This window comes from Thalassospira sp. HF15, assembly GCF_011806525.1.
Lineage (GTDB): Bacteria > Pseudomonadota > Alphaproteobacteria > Rhodospirillales > Thalassospiraceae > Thalassospira.
This window is the reverse complement of sequence record NZ_JAAVKI010000005.1, coordinates 1-22922: the sequence shown is the minus strand read 5'-3', so window position 1 is coordinate 22922 and position 22922 is coordinate 1. Positions and strand designations below refer to the sequence as shown.

Sequence of the window (22922 nt, the reverse complement as noted above, 5' to 3'; positions counted from 1 at the left end):
CATGAAAATGCAACATGCCGTATTTTGTCTGAAAAAGAGTTAAAAGACCGCATAGGATCGGCACATGACCAAGAAAAAACCGCTTGTCGTCGTGACCCGGAAGCTGCCGGAAGCGATTGAAACCCGCATGATGGAACTGTTTGACGCGCGTCTGAATATTGACGATGCGCCGATGGGCAAGCAGGAACTGATTGATGCGGTCAAGGAAGCTGACGTGCTGGTGCCGACCGTGACCGACAAGATCGATGCGGCGGTTCTGGCCCATGCGGGGCCGAACCTGCGTCTGATTGCCAATTTCGGTACCGGTGTTGATCATGTCGATTTGCAAACCGCACGTTCGCGCGGCATCACCGTGACCAACACGCCCGACGTACTGACCGAGGATACCGCCGATATGACCATGGCGCTTATCCTGTCGGTATCGCGCCGTCTGGCAGAGGGCGAACGCCTTATTCGCAAGGGCGCATGGGATGGCTGGGGCCCGACGCTTATGCTGGGTCATCGTATCTGGGGCAAGCGGCTTGGCATTGTGGGCATGGGCCGCATTGGCCGTGCACTTGCACGCCGTGCAAAGGGCTTTGGCCTGTCGGTGCATTACCATAACCGCCGGCGTGTACATCCCGATATCGAAGAAGAACTTGATGCAACCTATTGGGAAAGCCTTGATCAGATGCTGGCCCATGTGGATGTCATTTCGGTCAACTGTCCGCATACGCCAGCGACCTATCATCTGCTGTCGGCACGACGTTTGAAACTGATGCAGTCGCATGCGATTCTGGTGAATACTGCGCGCGGCGAGATCGTTGATGAACCGGCCCTGACCCGGATGCTGGCGGATGGTGAAATTGCCGGTGCCGGTCTGGACGTGTTTGAACACGAACCGGCGGTAAACCCGAAATTGCTGGAACTTCAAAACGCAGTGCTGTTGCCGCATATGGGATCAGCCACGATTGAGGGTCGCGTTGACATGGGCGAGAAGGTCCTGATCAACATCAAGACCTTTGTTGATGGTCACACACCACCGGATCGTGTGATCGAAGGATTATTGTAATCCGCATTTCATAATGATTTCAAAGGGGTGGTACAGGTTGTATCACCCCTTTTTTCTGCACTCCCCATTTGTGGATGGTGTGCTTTGCCCGATATCGGCATTTTCCCCGCGTTCAAACCAAACAGGTTTTAATTTCGGGAATTGCACAAATGGTAAGACGGCTTAATACCCTTGTTACTGATCAGGACACGGCGACCCCGGTAAATGATGAGGTTGCATCCTGTCTTGCGACACGCGAAGTCGCCTTGCAGGGACCATGCGTGGTGTCGGGCGTTCAAACCCGTCATGCCGAAGAGATTGTCTTTGTGCGTTCCGGAACCGTTGAAATCAGCGATGGTGATGGCAATGTCTTTGAAAGCCGTGACAGCTGCATTTCAATCCCTCAGGGGCAGCGATACCATTTGCATGTCAATGCGGGCGAAGCAGCCAAGCTTCTCATCCTTGCTGTGCCGGCGCTTCATGACCCTGAAAAGTTTTCTGTCTTGATGGCTGCAAGGACCAAAGTGCGGGATATGATCCTTGGCGAGAAGCTTGAGAAGCTTGAGAAGTGTGACAATCAGAAGTAATCGGCAAATGTGCTCCCATGGGGTGACGATTACGCCTCCTGACAATTCCTGACAGCAGATGTCTGCCAAATCGTTTTGGTCGTTTCTTTCTGAACCGTGCTTGTTTATGACTGTTGCAAAGTTTGAATAAACAACATGGGGTCATCATGAGTTTGATCTTTGACGCACCTGCACCGACGACCATTCCGGTTCAGGGCTCTGACGACGTTTTCCCGGTAAACCGCATTTTCTGCATCGGCAAGAACTACGCCGAGCACGTTCGCGAAATGGGTTCTGACCCCTCGGATACTCCACCCTGTGTCTTCATGAAGCCGACCGACTGCCTGGTGGTTGGTAATGGTGATCTGCCATACCCCTCGGGGACCGAAGATCTGCATTACGAGGGCGAACTCGTGGCGGCCTTGTCAAAAGGCGGCAAGGATCTGGATCGGGCCGCTGTCGAAGACGCTATTTTCGGTTATGCCGCCGGTCTTGATATGACCCGCCGCGATGTTCAGGCGGGTCTTAAGGAGCGTCGCCTGCCATGGGATATGGCGAAATCCTTTGATGGCTGTGCGGCCATTTCCGCCATCCGGCCCAAAGCCGATGCAGGTAATCCGCATGCGACCAATCTGAAACTGTCGGTCAATGGCGAGGTCCGACAGAACGATACCACGGCCAAAATGATCTGGCCGGTGGTTGATGCGCTGATGCACCTTTCGACGCTGATTGAACTCAAGCCGGGCGATCTTCTGTTTACCGGAACGCCCGAAGGTGTTGGCAAGGTCGTGCGCGGGGATCGCATGGATCTGGTGATTGCCGATGTTGCGGACCTGTCCGTTACCTTGAAATAGGACACGCGGCGGATCGTGGGTCAGGAGCCCATGTCGAAAAGCCCCTCCCTAAAAGTATGAAAACGGAGCCCGTTTTGAAAATCGTAAGCTGGAACATCAATTCCGTTCGTCTGCGTATCGAACAGGTCGTCAAGTTCCTTGAAGAACAGCAGCCTGATGCGCTTTGCCTGCAGGAATTGAAATGCCCGGATGAGCATTTCCCCCATGATGCCTTTGAAGCGGCGGGCTATGTGCATCGCCATAATCACGGCATGAAAAGCTATAACGGGGTTGCGATTGTTTCGCGCCTGCCGTTCGTTGAAACCGATATCAAGAATTTCTGTGGCAAGGAAGACCGCCGTCACTGCATGGCGAAGTTTGAAAACGGTGTCGAACTTCATAACTTCTATATCCCGGCAGGTGGCGATGAACCGGACCCGGCGATCAATGAAAAGTTTGCCCACAAGCTGTCTTTCCTTGATGAAATGACCAGCTGGTGGCGTGAACGTCGCGCCGCCAACCCGGATCGCAAGGCGGTTCTGGTGGGTGACTTCAATATTGCCCCATCGGAAAACGACGTATGGTCGCACAAGCAGCTTTTGCGTGTTGTCAGCCACACCCCGGTCGAGGTGGAAATTCTTGAGAAATTCCGCCAGTCAGGCGATTTCATCGACGCCGTGCGCGAAGTGGTGCCGGAACCGGAAAAGCTGTTTAGCTGGTGGAGCTATCGTGCGCGCGATTGGCGCAAGAGCAACAAGGGACGTCGCCTGGATCATGTCTGGATGACGCCCAATATGGCCGGAACAGTCCGCACAGCATCTGTCTATGATCCCGCCCGTGACTGGGAAAAACCGTCGGACCATGCCCCCGTTGTGGTTGAATTCAACCTCTGACAAAAGCGCGATCAAACCGAACGAAAACAGCGGATCAGGGAAACCTAATCCGCTGTTTTGTCATGTGAAATAACTTGATTGTCAGGCAGATCAGCGCAACTCTTCTGGTTGAAGGAAACCAGATGCGTGCCCATTTGATTTCATAGGGATAAAACTCACGCAATTTCGGTGGCTCACTACGCAGGATACGGGCAATGAAAAAGGTACTGATTGGGCTGGCAGCGATCATCGTTTTGGTCGTCGGCGGGCTTGTATATGTTTACGTCAATCTTGATGACATTGTGAAATCCACAATCGAAGAGGCTGGCACGCGTGTGACCCTGGCCGATGTCACGGTTGACGGGGTATCGATTGAGACAACGCAAAATACCGCTTCGATTAACGGGCTTGTGGTGGGTAATCCGGATGGCTTCAACACCGACTACGCGTTCTCGCTTGGCAATATTTCGGTCCGCCTTGATGGTACGACCCTGACCAGCGATACCATCCGTATCATCGAGGTCGTCGTGGACTCACCAAGCGTGATTTACGAATTGGGCAATGGCAGTTCGAACATCGCAACCATCCAGCGCAATGTTGAGGCCTTTGTTCAGCGTGTCTCCGGCCCGACCGGTGCAGGCGGATCGGACGGCGAAGCATCAGGCGGTGGTGTTGCCGATGAGGGCGGGACCAAGATCATTATTGACGATGTTTATGTCCGGAACGGAGATGTCGGCGTTTCGGCCGGTTTCCTGCAGGGCAAGAAACTGTCGACCAACTTGCCGGAAATTCACCTGACCGATGTTGGCAAGGATGATGGCGGGGCGACCCCGGCCGAAGTGGCAGGCGAAATTCTGACTGCAATCAACACGTCTGTGTTCAAGGCGGTTTCCAGCCTGAATGTTGATGGCCTGTTGCAAGGGGTCGGTGACCTCGGCAAGGGGGTCGTTGGTGCCGTCGGCGGTGCTGCCAGCGGCGGTGGCGCAAAGCTGAAAGATGGTGCTGATGCGCTTGGTGGTGCAGTGAAGGGACTGTTTGGCGGCTCTTCGGACTAGCACCAATTGATCTTATTGATCTGAGTTGATCTTCGGCCCGACGGATGAACATCATGCGTCGGGCCGTTGTCGTTATCAGGGGCATCAGGCATCCGTTTTGGCCACGTCGCAGGCGGGACATGATGTTGGCTGTTTTTGAATTTTCTCTATCCCACTGCTTTTTTTCATGAATTTGACTTCTATATATTTCTGGATAGGGATAAGTATATCCGCAATCTGTGTTGTCTTGGGGCGCTTGACCATGAGCTTGGGGCTGGTCGGCATTCGGGGTCAGGTCTTTGATCTGATTGATAACAAGAACGGCACGGAAACTGACGGGTCACAAGACCCGCAACGATGGCCAGAAAAGACGTTGGGAACAAACGTCACCGGGCCTGAAAAATGGGAATGGGATCCCGATAGTCGGTCAGACCAAGGAGTAAAACCGATGAAAGCTAAACTGCTTGCCGTTGTATCCGCCGCTGCCTTTTTGAGCGCGTGCGCAAACATGAATATTCCCGGAGTACGCGAGATGGCAGACGAAGGGTCGGCTTTTGACGCTGCTCTTCACCAGAATTATGCCGATCTTGCTCAGGCTGAATATGACGAAGCTGACTGGTCGGATGCGCGCTATTTCACCAACCGTTCCAAGACTGCCGCGATGGGCATGGATGCAGGCCCGCAGGAAATTGCAGAGCGTAACCTGCCGGACGGTACGATGGCCGAAGTTGAGGTTGCCCGTGCGGACCTGATGGCAGCGCTTGATGCCGGTGGTCGTGAAAAGGCAGCAAGTGCTGCCGCCCGTGCGCAGACCGGTTTTGACTGCTGGCTGCAGGAACTTGAAGAAAACATTCAGCAGGAAGACATCGATAATTGCCGTTCGGCATTCTATCAGGCACTTGCGATCGTTCAGGCCGAACTTGATACTGCACCGGCCCCGATGGCAGCCATGCCGATGCCGGTCCCGATGAATGTCTATTTCGGTTTCGATAGCGCCGAAGTCAGTGACAAGGCGATGTCTGTTGTTGATGGTATCGTTGAAGCCTATGGCAAATATGAACCGGCAATGATCACCCTGGTTGCCTATGCTGACCGTGCCGGTGATGCAATGTATAATGACATGCTGGCCAAGTCGCGTGTCGATGCGGTGGTCAAGGAATTGCGTGATGCCGGTATCCCGGCAAGCAAACTGATCATCAGCATCAGCGGCGAGGCCAATGTACCGGTTTCCACCGCAGACGGTGTTGCTGAACAGGGCAACCGCGTTGTGACGGTCACTTTCGAAGACGGCATGTAAGCACGTCGAACTAAAAAGGGGATTTCATCCATGCGTCTATTGATCGCACTACTTCTGCCTTGGTTGCTTTTCTTTACCATCGGGCGTCCGATTGCTGGCATCATCTGCCTGATCTTGCAGATCACGCTGGTAGGTTGGGTTCCGGCCGCAATCTGGGCTGTTTACTCGCTGAGTCAGTATAACACCGACAAGAAAATCAACAGCGCCATGGGTGGCGGTCAGGACTGACTGACCCTGTTCGCCTGATATTGCGAACAGATTGTAACCTGAAGTGTAAAGGCAGGCTTTCGAGCCTGCCTTTATTGTGTTTGGTGCATGATCGCTATTGGAGTTTTCGACGCACACCGCCGATAAACCGACCGATCAGACGCGCGATAACAAAACGGGTGACGACAAATGTCACCGCACTGGCAAGCGATGGCCAATACCACGCCTCGATCTCCGGGCGTGTACTTTGTTCGACCAGACCATAGATGATTGCGGCCAATGCCGCTGCGCCCAGAAAGGCCGTACGACGCCGGTATCGTGCGATGAAGCGACCAATCAACCACATGAGTTCGGCCCCTAATGCTGCCCGCCGCCGATATCACGCGCAAGGCGGGCGGCGAAGTCATCGGTCATGCCCGATACATAATCGAGAATGACCAGATACAGGTCATAAAGCGATGCGCCAATCGGCATGGCATCCTTGCCGATCAGTTCACGTACCCGACCGGCACGATAGGAAATATCGGCCTCTGATGTGGCGCGGTGGACATCAAGGGCAGTCTTGCAGAATGTCTCAAGCAATGTTTCGAGATGGGCAAAGGCCCCGACCTCGATCTGGACCTTTCGCCGGTTGAGAATGATCTGTTTTTCCGAGAATGACTTGGCCTGAGTGATGAGGTCGTTATAGGGGCCGTCCGCACAGGCCAGAAGGTCGCCCTTCCATTCGCCTGCCAGAAGGGCTTCTTCATTGGCAACAAACGCGTCGACCAGCGCGTCGATGAGCCCGGTCATGATTTTGCCGCGCAGGAAGGAAATCTTGCGACTGGCATTGGGTTCACGGGCGTATTCGGCGGGAAGCTCATCCGAAATACAAGGCAGCAGCATCTTTTCAAGAACGTCGAACTCCACCAGTTCAAGTTCGACGCCGTCCTCGATATCAATCAGGGCATAGCAAACATCATCAGCGGCCTCGACCAGATAGACGAGCGGGTGTCGGCAAAATGCCTGATCACCGGTCCGGATCAGGCCTGTGGCATTGGCGACTTCTTCGAGCAGGGCGAATTCCTTTTGAAACGCGCCGAACTTCTTTTTGTGCGGGAAGGGGCTTCCGGCGGCCGACCACGGATATTTCTGGAAACTCGCCAATGTCGCATAGGTCAGGCGCATACCACCATCATACAGACCAGTCCGTTTGTTGGTCAGAAGGCGGAATCCCTGCGCATTCCCCTCATATGTGGTCAGATCGGCGAACTCCGCCTCTGTCAGGCTTTCGGTGTATTCCGGGCTGGCGTCGACAAACCATTGGCGGATGGCATATTCGCCGGCATGACCAAAAGGCGGGTTGCCGATATCATGACAAAGGGCCGCCGCTTGAACGATGGCGGCCATGTGGTCAGGTTCAATCGTGTCGGGCAGGCTACCCTTTTCGTGCAGGCGATGACCAACCATCAGCCCCAGCGACCGGGCAATGCAGGAAACCTCAAGACTGTGGGTCAGTCGGGTATGGACGTTGTCATTTTCCGGCAGGGGATGGACCTGTGTCTTGCGCTGCAGGCGGCGAAAGGATGCGGAAAAAATGATCCGGTCATAGTCCTTGTGGAAGTCTGATCGGCCAAACGGCCCGACACTGGAATGACGGGTGCCAAGGCGCGCCGGTGAAAGCAGTTTTTGCCAGTTCATCATCGCAGTCATCTTGTTTCGCGCCTTCCGGTCGGACTTTGGTTTTTCACTATCTGGGATGTTTATGCCGGTTGTTGGTAAATAAGCATTTTAAATTTTGCCGCAAACCAAAAGAAAACGGCGCATCATCTGATGCGCCGTTTTGCAAACGCTAAGTCTTGTCGGGGCAGTTACGCACCGAGACCCTTTTCCATGACCAGATCAAGGCGGCGGGCGAAGCTGACCGGGTCGGGCAGGGCTTCGCCTTCGAGGATGCGGGCCTGATCGAGCAGCAGCTGGGCTGCGTCACCCAGGATCGGGGCCTTGGCATCCTTGATCGCGATGTCGGACAGCTTTTTGATCAGGCTGTGTTTCGGGTTGATTTCAAGGATGCGCGGGCTGACTTCATCAACACGGTTGTGCTGTTTCATCAGGCGTTCCATCCGCAAATCCATGCCCATCTCATCGGCAATCAGACAGCAGGCCGAACTGGTCAGACGATCAGATTCCCGAACGTCCTTGACCCCAGTACCAAGCGCCAGCTTGATCGCGGCAATCAGGGCATCGACCGATGCATCACTTGCGGCATCGTCGTCCTTCTTATCGTCCTTGTCGGCATCCTTGTCATCAGACTTGATGTCATTGAGGTCCGCGCCGCCACGGGTGACAGATTTGAAGTCTTTTTCTTCAAACTGGCCAACTGAGGGCATCCAGAACTCATCGACCGGATCGGTCAGAAGCAGGACTTCGATCCCCTTGGCAGCAAAGCCTTCAAGCTGCGGGCTGCGTTTAAGCGCATCGATATCCTCGCCGCTGATGTAATAGATCGCCTTCTGGCCGTCTTTCATGCGTTCGACATAGTCGGCAAGCGTGGTCCAGCCGTCTCCGTTGGTCGAGCGGAACTTGGCGATCTTAAGGATACGGTCCTGATGGGACTGGTCTTCGTAAAGACCTTCTTTGACGACCGCGCCAAAGTTCTCCCAGAAGGTTTCAAACCCTTCGGTGTCTTTCTTGGCGGCCTTTTCGAGTTCGGAGAGGACCTTTTTGGTCAGGCCGCTCTTGATTTTCGTCAGCAGCGGATGGTCCTGCAACATCTCGCGCGAGACGTTGAGCGGCAGGTCCTGACTGTCGACCACACCGGAGACAAACCGCAGCCAAGGCGGCAGCAATTCGTCAGCACCCTCGGTGATGAAGACCTTGCGGACATAAAGCTTCAGATGGCCTTTGCGCTTTGGATCATAAAGGTCAAACGGGCGCATGGTCGGAAGATACAGCAGACCGGTATATTCAATTGCACCTTCTGCCTGATAGTGGATGGTTTTCCACGGATCATCAAAGGCGTGCGAGGTATGCTTGTAGAATTCCTTGTACTGTTCTTCGGTGATCTCGCTTTTCGGGCGGGTCCAGAGTGCGGATGCCTCGTTCAGCGTTTCATCACCGTCGCCCTTCATCAGGACCACCGGAATGCCGATATGGTCGGAATAGGTTTTGACGATATGGCGCAGACGATTTTCGTCTGTGAATTCCTTGTTGTCATCGGTCAGGTGCAGGGTGATCTGCGTGCCACGGCCTTCCATCTCGGTTTCGGCGATGGTGTATTCGCCCTTGCCATCAGATGACCATTTCCATGCCTGATCTTCACCCGCTTTCTTGCTGACGACTTCGACCTTGTTGGCGACCATGAAGGCGGAATAGAAACCAACCCCGAACTGACCGATCAGATCGACATCCTTGGCGTTTTCGGATTTCGAAACGGCATCAAGGAATTTTGCCGTGCCGGAATTGGCAATGGTACCCAGGTTTTCGACCAGATCTTCCTTGTTCATCCCGATCCCGTTATCGGCAATCGTCAGAACATTGCGAACATTGTCTGTAAGCAGGCGCACCTTGAATTCAGCGTCGCCAGCGAGCAAATCCGGTTTGGCAATCGCTTCGTAGCGCAGCTTGTCGCAGGCATCCGAAGCGTTGGAGATCAGCTCGCGCAGGAAGATGTCCTTGTTGGAGTAAAGCGAATGGACAACGATATCGAGCAGTCGGCTGACTTCCGCCTCGAACCGCATTTTTTCTTCCGTCATGACCTCTTTTTTCTCCTTTGTTTCAAGCGTCTGTCAGTCTCCTCCGATATTGGCAGAAGAACCGACACCTCAACGGGGTTTAGTTTAAACCGAGCTTGATATGCGTCAACGCATCTTGCAGCGCAAGTCTTGTATCCTAAGTATATAGAAAGACGGTTTTATTACAGGGACGCACAAAACAGTTTGGAAGCGTTCCTGAATGTCCCCGAGCCGCAGCAAATGCGCCGGGTTAGTCTGCAGGGTGCAACGCCCTGTATTGCGTCCAAGGCTTTACACAGGAGGCCGTACCATGAAGGTTCCCGTTCAAATCACCTACCGTGATGTTGATCAGTCTGATGCGCTTGATGAGCGTATCCGTTTCAAGGTGGAAAAACTGGAAGAAACCTTCGATCGCATGACCAGTTGTCATGTTGTAGTGGAACGCCCGCAGGCTTCTCATAACCATGGAAACCGCTTTGCCGTACACTTTGGCATCCATGTGCCGGGCAAGGAAATCATGGTGAAGCGCGACAGTGCTGACCACGCCCATGAAGATGTTTATATCGCGCTTAAAAACAGTTTTCAGGCGGCGCGGCGCCAGCTCAAGGAATACGCAGACAAGATGCGGAACCACTAAGGTTCACAAAGAGGTTTGAAAACGCAAGCGGGGCGACCGGATGGTCGCCCCGCTTTTTCGTGTGGTGGCACGAGGTGGCCAGAGAGATGTATCAGCCCGACACCGCCGGGGTTGGGGGATAAGCAGCGCCGAACTGATACACAGTATTGAATTGGCTAGGGGAAGCCGCTTCAATCACGGGAGGGACACGCGTTATGCGATCGCCTCAAGAACTTGCTCATGGCTTTGCGGATACCGTGCATCACGCAGCGCACCGGCCCACCATTTAAAGTCGGTCATCATGTGATGCAGGGCGGCGTTCGTGCCGTTAAGGTCTTTGGGGCGGCCGGTATTATCGAACTTGTCCCAGCCTTGGGCAAAGCTGACAACGTCGCGCATGGTCATGGCATGCAGTTCGGCAAAAACAAGACGCAACTGTTCAACAGCGCGCAAGCCACCTGACATTCCGCCATAGGATACAAAGGCAACGGGTTTGCGTTTCCATTGCTGTTTGGCCGCATCGATCAGGAGCTTTAGCTCGCCTGTAAAGCTGTGATTATATTCCGGGGTCACGACGACAAACCCGTCGGCCTCTGCCAGTGCGGTATGAAGTTGCTGTACTGCAGGGTGATCGGCACCAACGTGGGCGGCGGGCAAATTCAGATCAGCGGGATCAATCGTATCGACCGAAAGCTCCTGATCGGATTTAAGGGTTTCAACCACCCAGGTTCCGACAGTGTCGCAAAAGCGGCCTTCACGTGCACTGCCGAAGATAACGGCGATGTTAAATGTTTCTTTCACGGCTTTGACTCCTTGCCAATTTGCCTTCAATGCGTAAGGTTCTAAAACCTCAACTAAAGTTAAGGTCAAGCGCGTTTTTGAAGTTTTACAAAGTCGGCAATGGGAGAAGCGAAATGGCGGAAAAGGGCGTGCTGCAGCGCTATCTGAGCGTCGGTGAAGTCGCAAGTCGGTGCGGAATTGCAGTTTCTGCAGTGCATTTTTATGAGCGCAAGGGCCTGATCAGTTCGATCCGGACCGATGGCAATCAGCGGCGTTTTCACCGCGGTGTCTTGCGCAAGCTCGCCATTATCAAGGTCGCGCAGAAAACCGGGATTCCGCTTTCGGAAATCGGCGCGGCCTTGGACGAACTGCCGCGCAACACGGTGCCGACGGCCAAGGACTGGGAGCAGCTTTCATCGCAATGGCGTGATGATCTTAATGAGCGGATCGAACAATTGACACGTTTGCGCGATCAGTTGGGGAAATGCATCGGGTGTGGGTGTTTGTCGATTGCAGCGTGCCCTCTGTACAACCCTGATGACACGCTTGCGGGTGATGGTCCGGGGGCCAGGTTACTCGAACTCGAAGAGGAATAGGCGGCTTTGCTGCCTACCCGGCGTTTTGGCCTTTTGGAACCGGCTTGATAGGGCGGGTGATAGCAGGCAGAAAGCTTGACAGCGCGCCGGATCGCGTGTTGAAAGGCCCATTGATTGCGATGGCCCGGATCATTGGGCTGTCGATTGGAAAAGTTTGATGCAGATTTCAACCCGAACCGGTCCTCGTATCCTTGCCATATTGGGGCCGACCAACACCGGCAAGACCCATCTGGCCATGGAACGGATGTTGGCACATACGACCGGGATGATCGGGTTCCCGCTTCGACTTCTGGCGCGCGAAAATTATGACCGCGCAGTCGCCAAGGTCGGCAAGGGGGCGGTGGCATTGATCACCGGTGAAGAACGCATCCTTCCCAAAACAGCGCGTTATTTCCTGTGCACGGTCGAGGCGATGCCAATCGCCAAACAGGTCGATTTTCTGGCAATCGATGAAATCCAGATGTGCGCCGACCCCGAACGCGGCCATGTCTTTACCGACCGGCTTTTGCATGCGCGCGGGCGTTCCGAGACCATGTTCATGGGCGCGGAAACCATCCGTCCGGTGATTCGCAAGCTGGTCGACAATGTCGAATTTGATCGTCGCGAACGGTTTTCGACCCTGACCTATAACGGGGCAAAGAAAATCCAGCGCCTGCCAGCCCAGTCGGCGGTGGTGACGTTTTCGGCCCAGGAAGTTTACGCGGTTGCCGAACTGGTTCGCCGCCAGAAGGGGGGGGCGGCCGTGGTACTTGGCGCGCTAAGCCCGCGGACACGGAATGCCCAGGTCGAGATGTTTCAGAATGGTGAGGTCGAACACCTGATTGCGACCGATGCGATTGGCATGGGGTTGAACCTTGATCTCAACCATGTCGCCTTTGCCGCGATGAAAAAGTTTGATGGCAAGTTCAATCGTGGCCTGACAGCGGCCGAAACTGCCCAGATTGCTGGCCGTGCCGGGCGACATATGAATGATGGCACGTTTGGCGTGACCGGCAATCTTTCAGGGATTGATCCCGACATTATCGAACAGATCGAAGAGCACGAGTTCGAGCCGCTTTCAAAAGTGTTTTGGCGGAACGCCCGGCTTGAATTCCGAACTGTCGGTGCGCTGCAGAAGTCGCTGCGCCGTCGGTCTGATGATCCGACCCTTATTCTGGCGCGGGAGCCGGTTGATGAAATCATGCTTGATCATCTGGCGCGCAACGAAGATGTCGCACGCATCGCAACCGCGCCGGATCGGGTACAATTATTGTGGGAAGTCTGCCAAATTCCCGACTTCAGAAATATCCATACCGATGCGCATCCAAGGCTGCTAACATCTATCTATCGCTATCTGGCGAAACCCGGAAGCAAATTGCCCATCGACTGGCTCGGTGAACAAATCTTGCGTCTGGATCGTTATGATGGTGATATTGATCAGTTGTCATCACGTTTGGCAGGTATTCGCGTCTGGACATATGTATCGCACAAGCATCACTGGCTCGAAGATGCCAATCATTGGCAGGAACGCACGCGGGCCATTGAGGACAAGCTCTCAGATGTGCTACATGAACGCCTGACCCAAAGGTTCGTTGACAGACGAACCTCGGTTTTATTGAAAAGTCTCAAGGACAAGTCTGAACTCATGTCTACCATCACTGCGAATGGTGAAGTACAGGTCGAAGGTGAATTTGTCGGCCGTCTTGACGGATTCCGTTTCATTGCTGATGAAACCGATGCTGCTTTTGAAGGCAAGGCTATCGCCAGTGCCGCACGTCGCGCGTTGACCGGCGAAATCGCCCAACGTGTCAAACAACTTGAAACTGACGAAGACGACAAATTCGCAGTAAACGGACAGCTTCAGGTGCTGTGGAACGGGGCCCCGGTCGGGGTGCTGAAAAAAGGTGACACGGTTCTGTCGCCCGAAATTCAGGTCATCGACAGCGAGTTCTTTGATGGTCCGACCCGTGAACGGGTGCGTACCCGGCTGCAGAATTTCATCAATGCCCATATCGAAACGCGCCTTAAAATGCTGACGCGGCTCCGCGATTGTCAGCTGTCGGGGCCGATTCGTGGTCTTCTGTTCCAGTTGAACGAAGGCCTGGGCTGTGTGCCGCGTTCGGAACTTGAAAGTCTGGTCAAGGACCTGTCTGACGAAGACCGCAAGGCGCTTGCCAAGCTTGGTGTGCGTCTGGGTGTTGAAACTGTCCATGTGCTTGATGCGCTCAAACCCGATCCGGTTGAGCTGCGCGGCATTTTGTGGGCGGTCGCACGCGAACTTGATGCCCTTCCCGAATTGCCGCCGGCTGGTCGCACTTCTGTCCCGAATGACCGTGCGAATTCCAAGGGCTTCTATCTGGCGGCCGGTTATATGCCGGTCGGCCCGCTTGCGGCGCGTGTGGATATGCTTGAACGGTTTGCTGCCCTTCTGCGTCAGAAGGCGCGCGAAAACGATGGCAAGGTACGTCCTGACCCTGATCTGCTGTCGCTTCTGGGCTGCACGGTCGAACAGGCTGAGGGTGTGTTTACCGCTCTTGGCTGGCGTGCCGAGGTGACCAAGGTCAAGAAATCCGAGCTTGAAGCCAAGGAAGCTGAGAAAAAGGCCGAAGAGGTTGCCAAAACAGCCAAGCCGGAAGCCGACAAGGCTGATGCCGATAAGGCAGAAGGTTCCGAAGCCGCAGCAACCGAGGCCAAGGCCGAAGCCCCGGCAGAGGAAGCAGCCGCGACGGAAACCAAGGCTGAACCGGCAGCACCGGCCGAGGCGGCAGAAGCGGCTTCCGAAGCTGCTGCGGAGACCAGTGCAGAGACCGAAGCGGTTGAAACCGATGCCGATGGGGATGAACTGGTCGAAGTGAAATACTTCGTCCGTGTTGATCGTCGCAAACGCAGTGGTGGTCAAAACCGTGGTCAGCGCGGTCCGCGTCAGGAAGCACGTGGCAAGGGTGGCGCGAAAGGCAAGGGCGGCAATCGTCCGAACCAGGGCGGTAAAGGTGGTCGTGGCGGCAAGCCGGGTGGCGGTCGCAATCAATCGTCTGAAAAAGCCAATCAGATCAACGAAGACTCGCCATTTGCCAAGCTTAAGGAAATGCTTGAAGCCAAGGGCTGATCATTTCAAGAATTGTGCGTTGAACGGCGACCCTTGTGGGTCGCCGTTCTGCTTTCCAAATGTATAGCATTCCGTTGATTGGAGGAAATCGGTGGCTGTGACGGAACAGGCAGAAAAGCTTCGGATTGATAAATGGCTTTGGCATGCGCGGTTTTACAAAACCAGATCGCTTGCCAGCAAGGCATGCCAGTCCGGGCATATTGTTCTGAACGGTCAATCTGTTTCCAAGGCGAGTGTCACCGTCGTTGCCGGTGATCGCCTGCAATTCTTTCAGGGACCACATTTGCGCGTGATCGAAGTCGTGGCCCTTGGACAACGTCGCGGTCCGGCGCCAGAGGCGCAAACGCTTTACAGTGATCACTCTCCGCCCAGAACGCCGAAAAAGGATGTCGCATCCGATATCCGCACGGCACCGGTCGCTGAACGCGAAGCCGGGGCGGGGCGGCCGACCAAGGCCGAACGTCGCGCCCTCGACCGGTTGCGCGGTGAAGGCAGCAATGCATAATATGCGTTGGTATATCCGATATTTGTGCCGTAACTGATCCATGGTCGGTTATTTCGGGTAATACGAGTCACATCCGGTTGTATTATCGTCACGATTTTCTTGCGTTGGATGGGGCAATCCGGTATGCATCCTATCTTATTGTATATGTCCACCACTTTGGGGTGGTAGATTTTGTAAAATTCTGGAGCTTGCCCGCCTGATGAGACGTCGGTCTCGATTGAATATCGGCACATTGTCGCACCTGCGCACCGGCCGCTTTGCGCTGTTGATCACGGCATTGGTGATCAACCTGCTGACGCTTGCCTTGCCGATTACACTTTTGCAGGTCTATGACCGGGTGTTGCCGCACAGCTCCATCCCGACGCTTACCCTTTTGATTTTCGGGGTTTTGGGGGCGCTTGTTCTTGAAGCCATTCTGCGTCTCGGCCGGTCTTATGTCTCTTCGCTTTCAGCTGCAAAGTTTGAACATTACAGCTCCCAACAGGCGGTGGGTCATTTACTGTCGGCGAGTTTGACGGACTATGGCAAAACCGCGCCGGGTCTGCATCTGCAGCGGCTCAATAGCCTTAATATGTTGCGTGATTTCTATTCCGGGCAGGCGATCGGGGCAGTGGTTGATTTGCCCTTCATTGTTCTGTTCCTGGCCCTGATTGCAGTGATTGGCGGGAAACTGGTCTTTGTGCCACTTGCAATCCTTGCGGCGTTTCTTTTGACCGCAATGTTCTTGGGGCGTCAGCTGCGCGCCGCCCTTGATGATCGCAGCCAATCGGACGAACGACGTTACAACTTCATTATCGAAACGCTGACGGGGATCCACACCATCAAATCGATGGCGATGGAAAACCTGATGATCCGTCGTCACGATCAGCTGCAGACACAGTGTGCCGGGGATGACCTGCGTGCGGCACGGTCGGCCCATGCCGCCGTTAACGCCAGCGCGACTTTTTCAATGATGACCATGGTTCTGGTGGCGGCTGTTGGCAGTGTACTGGTGATCAATGGCCAGATGACCGTGGGTGGCCTTGCTGCCTGCACGATGCTTTCGGGCCGGTCGATCCAGCCGTTGCAACGGGCGATGACCTTGTGGACGCAATTCCAGAACATTCGGGTTGCGCGCCAGAGGGTCAATGAACTGTTTGAGATTGAAGAAGAAGACACGCTCGGATCGGCGGATATGCCGTTGCTTGACGGCACGATTGAACTGCGCAATGTCGGGTTCTCCCATGCCGATGGCAAAAAGATCTTCGAAGACCTTGATCTGCTGGTCGAGCCCGGTGATTCCATCGCGATTACCGGTGATAACGGAACGGGCAAGACAACCCTTTTGTGGTTGTTGATGGGGGCGTTGCGTCCTGATCGCGGGGAAGTGCTTCTGGATGGCAAGGACCCGGCGGATTACACAGCAGAATCCACCCGCCGTCAGATTGCCTATCTGCCGCAACATGGCGTGATGTTCAAAGGCACGATCCTTGAAAACATTACCGGGTTTCGTAAGGAAATCGGCATTGAACGTGTGGTCGAGATTTCGCGTCGTCTTGGCCTTGATGACATCGTCATGCGCATGCCCGAAGGTTATGACACCGAGGTTGGTGGTCAGGCTTCCGAAACCCTGCCGCGCGGTGTTAAGCAGCGCATCGCGGTTGCGCGGGCGCTTATTGATTATCCGCGCATTGTCCTGTTTGACGAAGCCAACAGTTCGCTTGATATCGCAGGCGATAACATCATGACCAGCCTGATGGTGGAGCTTAAAAAGCACTGCACGCTGGTGATGGTATCGCATCGCCCGTCCCTGATTGCGATGGCCAACAAGCAATACCGCCTGATCGACAAGCATCTTGTGCCTGTCCTGCGTCGTACCAACAAAACGACCACTATTGCCAAGGACACTGGCAGCCCGGCGGGTGCGGGGGCAGAAGCATGATGAAAAAGCTCGAAAACATGGACTATGCGATGAATTATCGGATGGGGCTGGAAAGCACCGATGCCCTGTCCGATTTTGACGCATGTGTCTGGCCGTTGCTTCAGGCGCTGGGCTGGCGTGGTTTGCCGCGCCAGGTGGCAGAAGCTTTGCCGCATATGGACCGGGCGCTTGATCTGACCGATTTTCGCAATGTGATGGCGCATCTGAATTATCAGTCGCGCGAAATCGACGCGACGCTTGATCAGATTGACGAACGTCTGATGCCCTGCCTGTTCGTTCCTGACCAAGGCACGGCCCTTGTCGTGATCCGGCCCGAAGAAAATGGCGTGCGCGTCTTTGATGGCGGAACAGACCGTGAAATGGTCATCAAGCTGTCAGCGCTTCCGGGCAAGATTTATCAGTTCTCGTTGGCAGATCGGCGGGAACGCTATTTCGAAGATGACAAGCGTGGCTGGTTTGGCGGTATTGCCGACCGGTTCTCGGGACTTGGTTATCAGCTGCTCGCCATGACCTTTGTTCTGAACATCATGGCGCTGGCAACCCCGATCTTTATCATGGGCATCTATGACCGGGTGATTGGCACGCGTTCCATTCCGATGTTGATCCAGTTTTCCATCGGGATCGGCATCGTGCTGATCCTGAGCTGGATTCTGCGTGCCTTGCGCAGTCAGATCGTCAGTCATTTTGGCGCACGCCTTGATACGCTTGTCAGCGGGGCCATTTTCGAACGGCTCTTGTCCTTGCCGCCAGCCTTTACCGAACGTGCGCCGGTCGGTGTGCAGATTTCGCGTATTCGCGACTTTGAAAGTGTCCGAGAATTCTTTACCGGGCCGATGGCAATGGTCATCATGGAAATGCCGTTTGTGCCGCTGTTCCTGATCGTCATGTTCTATCTGGGCGGTTGGCTGGCCCTGATCCCGATTGCATTGATCGGTGTGTTTGCCATCATTGGTCTTGTGGCGTTTCCGATTGTCGCACGGCGTGTTTCCGAACTTGGTCGACATGGCGCAAACCGGCAGGAATTCCTTGTCGAAACCGTCGCCAAGATGTCGGCATTGAAATATACCGCGTCCGAAAAGCGCTGGCTGACGAGGTTCCGCGATATTTCGGCCGACACGGCCTATGCAGGCTACCGGGTGGCGATGGTCAATAACGTGATCAATACATCCGCTCAGGTTTTGATGATTACATCGGGTGCGCTTGTTCTGGCCTTTGGCGCGCAGCGGGTGATGGACGCACAGATGAGTGTCGGTGCCTTGGTGGCATCCATGATGCTGGCATGGCGGGTTCTGGGTCCGATCAATCAGGCGTTTCTCGGTATGCCGCGGCTGGCGCAGCTGCGCGGCAGTGTCCGCCAGATCAACCGTCTGATGACGATCTCACCCGAAGGCGATCTTGTCCCGCGCTCGGTCGAACAGCATCGCTTTGACGGTGCCGTGACATTTTCACGGGTAAGTTTCCGTTACACAGCGGATTCAGATCCGGCCCTGATGGGGGTTAATTTCGAAATCAAACCGGGGCAGGTTGTGGCTGTTGTTGGTGCGAACGGTGCGGGTAAATCTTCGCTGATCAAACTGATTGCCGGCATGTATCAGCCGCAAGCGGGTGCGGTCTTGATTGACGGGGCTGATATCCGTCAGATGGATCCGCAGACCCTGCGTCAGGCCATTTCCTATGTTCCGCAGGATATCGAGTTTTTCCGTGGCTCCATCGCGCAGAACCTGCGTCTGGCCAACCCGGTGGCGACCGACGATGATTTGCGTATGGCCTGCATGGCAGCAGGCATGCTTGATGAAGTCGAAGCACTTCCCAACGGGTTCAAGACCCGTGTTGGCGATCAGCATTCATCGCGCTTCTCGGCCAGCTTCCTGCAGCGTTTGGCACTTGCCCGCGCGCTTGTGCGTGAAGCGCCGATTATTTTGTTTGATGAACCCACCAATGGTTTGGACCAGCGTGCAGACCGTGCTTTCCAAAGCACGATTAATCGCCTGCGCGGTGGTTCAACCATCTTCCTGATTACCCATCGGCCAAGTCATCTGGATTTGGCAGACCGCATTCTTGTTCTTGATGGCGGACAGTTGCGCGGCGACGGCCCGCCCGAACGCATCAAGCAGCAAGTGATAGACGGAGGCTACCTATGAGTGATGCAGCAGTTCAGGATACTGCGATCCAGCGGTTCCGGCGCTCACGGCGCATGGCGCGGTACTTGTCGCATGCGGTCCTGCTTGAAGAAGGTGGAATTTCCGTCTTTGTGCGCTCCGCCATGGTGATGCTGTCGGTCGGCTTCCTGGCACTCGTGGCCTGGTCGGCGACGACCGAAATCAAGGAAACCGCGATCACATTCGGTCAGGTGATGCCAACCAGTGCAGTCAACAAGATCCAGCATCTTGAGGGTGGTATTATCGAACAGATCATGGTGCGCGACGGGGATCTGGTTGAAAAAGGACAGGTCCTGATGCGGTTAAAAGCCGATGGGGCGCAGGCCGAACTCTCCCAGACGGAAACGCGGCTTGGCAATCTGCAGCTTGAAGCCGAGCGTTACCGTGCCCTTGCCGAGGGGCGCGAACCTGATTTCACTGTACTGATGGTGCAGTATCCTGAATTGGCGCAGAATCAGGATGAAATCTATCGCATCCAGACAGAGCTTGATGCCAATCAAAGCGAAATCCTTCAGGTCCAGATCAAGGAACGCAATGCCGAACTGGCCCAGCTGAGCGAGCAGGAAGCAACCCTTCGCAAGTCGGTTGATCTGCTCAGCCAGGAAGTGACGATGCGCCGTTCGCTCTATGAGCAGGGGCTCAATTCCAAGGTTCTGTTCCTTAATATCCAGCGCGAACTGAACGAAGCACAGGGCAACCTTTCAGGCGTGGTTGCCGAAAAGGCGCGTGCGCGTGAAACCATCGCCGAGGCAAACTTGCGCCTCAATGAGCTTGAAAAAACGCAACGCGAAGAAGCAATTACCGAACTTGGACGTTTGGGTGGGGAAATGGCACAGGCCCGCGAAGCGCTCCGCAAATTGCGTGATCGCGTGGAGCGGCTTGAAATCGTCGCCCCGACCCGCGGCTATATAAAGGGCCTGCAATTCACCACTATTGGCGGGGTGATTGCCCCGGCTCAGGTGGTGATGGAACTGGTACCGGTTGATGATGTTCTGATCGCGGAAACGCGCATTTCGACTGAAGATATCGGCCATGTTCATCTTGGGCAGCCGGTCACGGTCAAGGTCAGTGCATTTGACTTCATTCGCTATGGCGGGATTGAGGGCGAATTGGTCTCAATTTCGGCCTCTACTTTTGTTGATGAAGATGGACGTCCGTATTATAAGGGCAAAGTTGCCCTCAATGACGACTCCGTCGGCGAGGGTGCGAAGGCTCAGAAAATCATACCGGGCATGACGGTGCAGGCTGATATTCAAACCGGGGAGCGTACGCTGCTTGAATATCTGTTGAAGCCGGTTTATGTCTCGCTTGATCAAGCGTTTAGCGAACGCTGAGCAACGATCTGGTCCCGCTGGAAATGTCCTTCATTTCTACTGCCTGGCCGTACATTTCACTGGTGGCAACAGTGATTCTATACTATTGTATAGAGGTGCGGAAAGGACCTATCCTATTCCGCGCTTTACGGAGAATGGGTTAGATGGCGGACGATCGTAACGATACTGAAAATTCTCGTTCTGAAGATGCTCGGAACGATCTTGACCACGAGGCCGCATCAGAGGATCTGGAGCGCTCGCTTAGTCAGGATGGTGAGAGTGATGAACTGGTCGAATTGCACGACGACCAGGACAGTTCCGCACGTCCGCAGGAGCAGGAGTTGGGATCGGTGCATTACGGCACCCAGATCCGCAATCCGCAGGCTGAAGAACAACAGGCATTTCAGCGCCAGAATGCCGCCGCCCAGCGCGAGGAACGTGCACAGGCCGAAGAAGCAACCGAGCAGCAGACGCTTTCCCTGAACGAAAATGCCGAGATTGAAAATAATCTCGATACAGGTGCGGACACTTTCCAAAGCACCCTTGGGAATGACGGTGCAGATGAGATTGCCCTGCAGTCCGAGCCCAGCGCGGTCGAGCTTCCCGACGTTCCGCTTTCGACAAACGATACCAATGAGCTGCGCGGCGATCGCGAAGATCCCGGGCCCAACACGGATGAAGGCTTGCGGGCCGATTTTGTCCCGCCTGTTGAAGACGCACCGGTTCAAGAGGCCGCTGCTGCGGATGAAGACCTAGAAGAAGATGAACTTCTGCTTGAGGAAGAAATCGAGCCCGAAGACGAGGTTGAGGTTGAAGAACCCAAGGTCGCTGATGCGCCAAGCTTGAGTGCGGATGATGTCACAGGTGCCGAAGACAGTGCGATCAGTCTTGATTTGTCAGCATCTCTCAATGACCTTGATGGCGGCAATGAAACACTTTCCATAACGATTTCAGGCATTCCCGAAGGTGCGGTACTCTCGGCTGGCACCGACAACGGTGACGGGTCGTGGACTCTTACTGCCGGGCAACTAATTGGCCTAAGCCTGACGCCACCGGAAGATTTCAGCGGCAGCATTGATCTTGACATCTCCGCCACCAGCCGCGAAGCCAACGGTGATACGGCAACCACCAGTTCCAGCTTCACCGTCGACGTCACCGGCGTTGCCGACGGCGCGACGCTTGATGTTTCGGATGCCAGTGGCCGCGAAGACAGCGCGATCGCGCTTGATATTGATACCGAGCTTCTTGATGGCAGCGAAAACCTCTCGATCACCATCGAAGGTGTTCCCGATGGCGCAACGCTCTCGGCCGGGACAGACAATGGCGATGGTACCTGGACGCTGGGCTCGGACCAGCTTGATGGCTTGACGATTACGCCAGCTGAAAACTTCAGCGGCGATATCGACCTTTCCGTTCTGGTCTCGACCACTGATGGCGATGACACCGCCGTCGTGATGGAAAACCTTACGGTCGAGGTCGAAGGCGTTGCCGACGCCCCAACGCTTGATGTTGCTGATGCAAGCGGTGGTGAAGGCGATGCGATAGCACTCGATATCGATGCGGGCCTTACGGACAGTTCTGAGACTCTGACAATCACGATCAGTGGTGTGCCGGATGGCGCAACACTGTCGGCTGGTGCTGATAATGGTGATGGCACCTGGACACTGGGCTCGGATCAGCTTGACGGTCTGACGATTACGCCTGCCGATGACTTCAGTGGTTCGTTCGATCTGGGTGTGACGGCGACTTCTGCTGATGGTTCGGATGTTGCAACCACCACGGACAGCATCACCGTTGATGTTACCGGTGTCGCAGACGCCCCGACGCTTGATGTCACTGATGCCTCCGGTAACGAAGACAGAGCCATTGCGCTCGATATTGATGCCAGCCTCACTGACAGCTCAGAAACACTAACTGTGACCATCTCCGGCGTGCCTGATGGCGCAACCCTGTCGGCTGGTACGGCCAATGGTGATGGCACCTGGACGCTGGGCTCCGATCAGCTTGATGGTCTGACGATTACGCCGGCGGATGACTTCAGTGGTTCGTTCGATCTTGGTGTGACGGCGACGTCGGCGGATGGTTCTGATGTTGCGACCACGACTGACAGCATCACGGTTGATGTTACGGGTGTGGCCGATGCGCCGACACTTGATGTGTCGGATGCAAGCGGTTCCGAAGACAGCGCCATTGCGCTCGATATTGATGCAGGTCTCACCGACAGCTCCGAAACCCTGACGGTCACAATCTCTGGTGTGCCTGATGGCGCGACTTTGTCTGCCGGGACCGATAATGGCGACGGCACTTGGACGTTGGGTTCGGATCAGCTTGACGGTCTGACGATTACGCCTGCCGATGACTTCAGTGGTTCGTTCGATCTGGGTGTGACGGCGAC

The 22922-nt window shown here is 55.0% G+C and carries 18 protein-coding genes and 1 pseudogene; 15 read left to right on the top strand and 4 right to left on the bottom strand.

Annotated features, from left to right (window positions below; translation table 11 throughout):
* Window positions 1-64: 64 nt before the first annotated feature.
* From HED22_RS12080 to HED22_RS12050, 7 genes are all read left to right on the top strand, one after another.
* The gene (locus HED22_RS12080) at window positions 65-1051 is read left to right on the top strand and encodes a D-glycerate dehydrogenase (protein WP_167722497.1); all 987 of its coding nucleotides are present in this window, start codon (window positions 65-67) and stop codon (window positions 1049-1051) included.
* A gap of 149 nt (window positions 1052-1200) precedes the next feature.
* Window positions 1201-1617, top strand: a complete 417-nt coding sequence (locus tag HED22_RS12075; protein WP_167722495.1) for a cupin domain-containing protein — start codon at window positions 1201-1203, stop codon at window positions 1615-1617.
* A gap of 146 nt (window positions 1618-1763) precedes the next feature.
* Window positions 1764-2450, top strand: a complete 687-nt coding sequence (locus HED22_RS12070) for a fumarylacetoacetate hydrolase family protein (RefSeq protein WP_167722492.1) — start codon at window positions 1764-1766, stop codon at window positions 2448-2450.
* A gap of 74 nt (window positions 2451-2524) precedes the next feature.
* Window positions 2525-3322: an exodeoxyribonuclease III gene (xth, locus tag HED22_RS12065; protein WP_167722490.1), complete on the top strand. Its 798-nt coding sequence runs from the start codon at window positions 2525-2527 to the stop codon at window positions 3320-3322.
* A gap of 194 nt (window positions 3323-3516) precedes the next feature.
* Window positions 3517-4356: a hypothetical protein gene (locus tag HED22_RS12060; protein ID WP_167722488.1), complete on the top strand. Its 840-nt coding sequence runs from the start codon at window positions 3517-3519 to the stop codon at window positions 4354-4356.
* Window positions 4357-4597: 241 nt separating this feature from the next.
* Complete coding sequence (locus HED22_RS12055; RefSeq protein WP_254870001.1) at window positions 4598-5632, top strand: OmpA family protein; 1035 nt, start codon at window positions 4598-4600, stop codon at window positions 5630-5632.
* 30 nt (window positions 5633-5662) lie between these two features.
* Entirely contained in the window at window positions 5663-5860 is a 198-nt protein-coding gene (locus HED22_RS12050) for a YqaE/Pmp3 family membrane protein (protein ID WP_167722486.1), read from the top strand.
* A gap of 94 nt (window positions 5861-5954) precedes the next feature.
* Here the strand turns inward: HED22_RS12050 and HED22_RS12045 are convergent, their stop codons facing one another.
* From HED22_RS12045 to htpG, 3 genes are all read right to left on the bottom strand, one after another.
* On the bottom strand, window positions 5955-6185 hold the full coding sequence (locus HED22_RS12045) for a hypothetical protein (protein ID WP_167722484.1): 231 nt from the start codon (window positions 6183-6185) through the stop codon (window positions 5955-5957).
* Between the two features lie 11 nt (window positions 6186-6196).
* Window positions 6197-7531, bottom strand: coding sequence for a deoxyguanosinetriphosphate triphosphohydrolase (locus HED22_RS12040; protein ID WP_254870000.1), 1335 nt, complete (start codon window positions 7529-7531; stop codon window positions 6197-6199).
* A gap of 158 nt (window positions 7532-7689) precedes the next feature.
* The gene (gene htpG / locus HED22_RS12035; protein ID WP_167722482.1) at window positions 7690-9573 is read right to left on the bottom strand and encodes a molecular chaperone HtpG; all 1884 of its coding nucleotides are present in this window, start codon (window positions 9571-9573) and stop codon (window positions 7690-7692) included.
* Window positions 9574-9862: 289 nt separating this feature from the next.
* Between htpG and HED22_RS12030 the strand changes: the two genes are divergently transcribed.
* Entirely contained in the window at window positions 9863-10189 is a 327-nt protein-coding gene (locus HED22_RS12030) for an HPF/RaiA family ribosome-associated protein (RefSeq protein ID WP_167722480.1), read from the top strand.
* Between the two features lie 192 nt (window positions 10190-10381).
* Here the strand turns inward: HED22_RS12030 and HED22_RS12025 are convergent, their stop codons facing one another.
* Window positions 10382-10969, bottom strand: a complete 588-nt coding sequence (locus HED22_RS12025; RefSeq protein ID WP_167722478.1) for an NAD(P)H-dependent oxidoreductase — start codon at window positions 10967-10969, stop codon at window positions 10382-10384.
* Window positions 10970-11082: 113 nt separating this feature from the next.
* Here HED22_RS12025 and soxR point away from each other — a divergent pair, with 113 nt between their 5' ends.
* The 7 genes and pseudogenes from soxR to HED22_RS11990 all read left to right on the top strand — a co-directional run.
* On the top strand, window positions 11083-11544 hold the full coding sequence (gene soxR / locus HED22_RS12020; protein ID WP_167722475.1) for a redox-sensitive transcriptional activator SoxR: 462 nt from the start codon (window positions 11083-11085) through the stop codon (window positions 11542-11544).
* 157 nt (window positions 11545-11701) lie between these two features.
* Window positions 11702-14629: a helicase-related protein gene (locus tag HED22_RS12015; protein WP_167722473.1), complete on the top strand. Its 2928-nt coding sequence runs from the start codon at window positions 11702-11704 to the stop codon at window positions 14627-14629.
* 97 nt (window positions 14630-14726) lie between these two features.
* On the top strand, window positions 14727-15134 hold the full coding sequence (locus HED22_RS12010; RefSeq protein ID WP_167723249.1) for an RNA-binding S4 domain-containing protein: 408 nt from the start codon (window positions 14727-14729) through the stop codon (window positions 15132-15134).
* Window positions 15135-15333: 199 nt separating this feature from the next.
* On the top strand, window positions 15334-17055 hold the full coding sequence (locus HED22_RS12005; protein WP_167722472.1) for a peptidase domain-containing ABC transporter: 1722 nt from the start codon (window positions 15334-15336) through the stop codon (window positions 17053-17055).
* Window positions 17052-19196: a peptidase domain-containing ABC transporter gene (locus HED22_RS12000; protein WP_167722470.1), complete on the top strand. Its 2145-nt coding sequence runs from the start codon at window positions 17052-17054 to the stop codon at window positions 19194-19196. Before HED22_RS12005 ends, HED22_RS12000 begins: the two co-directional genes overlap by 4 nt.
* Entirely contained in the window at window positions 19193-20548 is a 1356-nt protein-coding gene (locus HED22_RS11995) for an HlyD family type I secretion periplasmic adaptor subunit (RefSeq protein ID WP_167722468.1), read from the top strand. The genes HED22_RS12000 and HED22_RS11995 overlap by 4 nt, the downstream gene beginning before the upstream one ends.
* A 143-nt stretch (window positions 20549-20691) precedes the next feature.
* A pseudogene (locus HED22_RS11990) lies at window positions 20692-22922 on the top strand (Ig-like domain-containing protein); the annotation flags it as partial.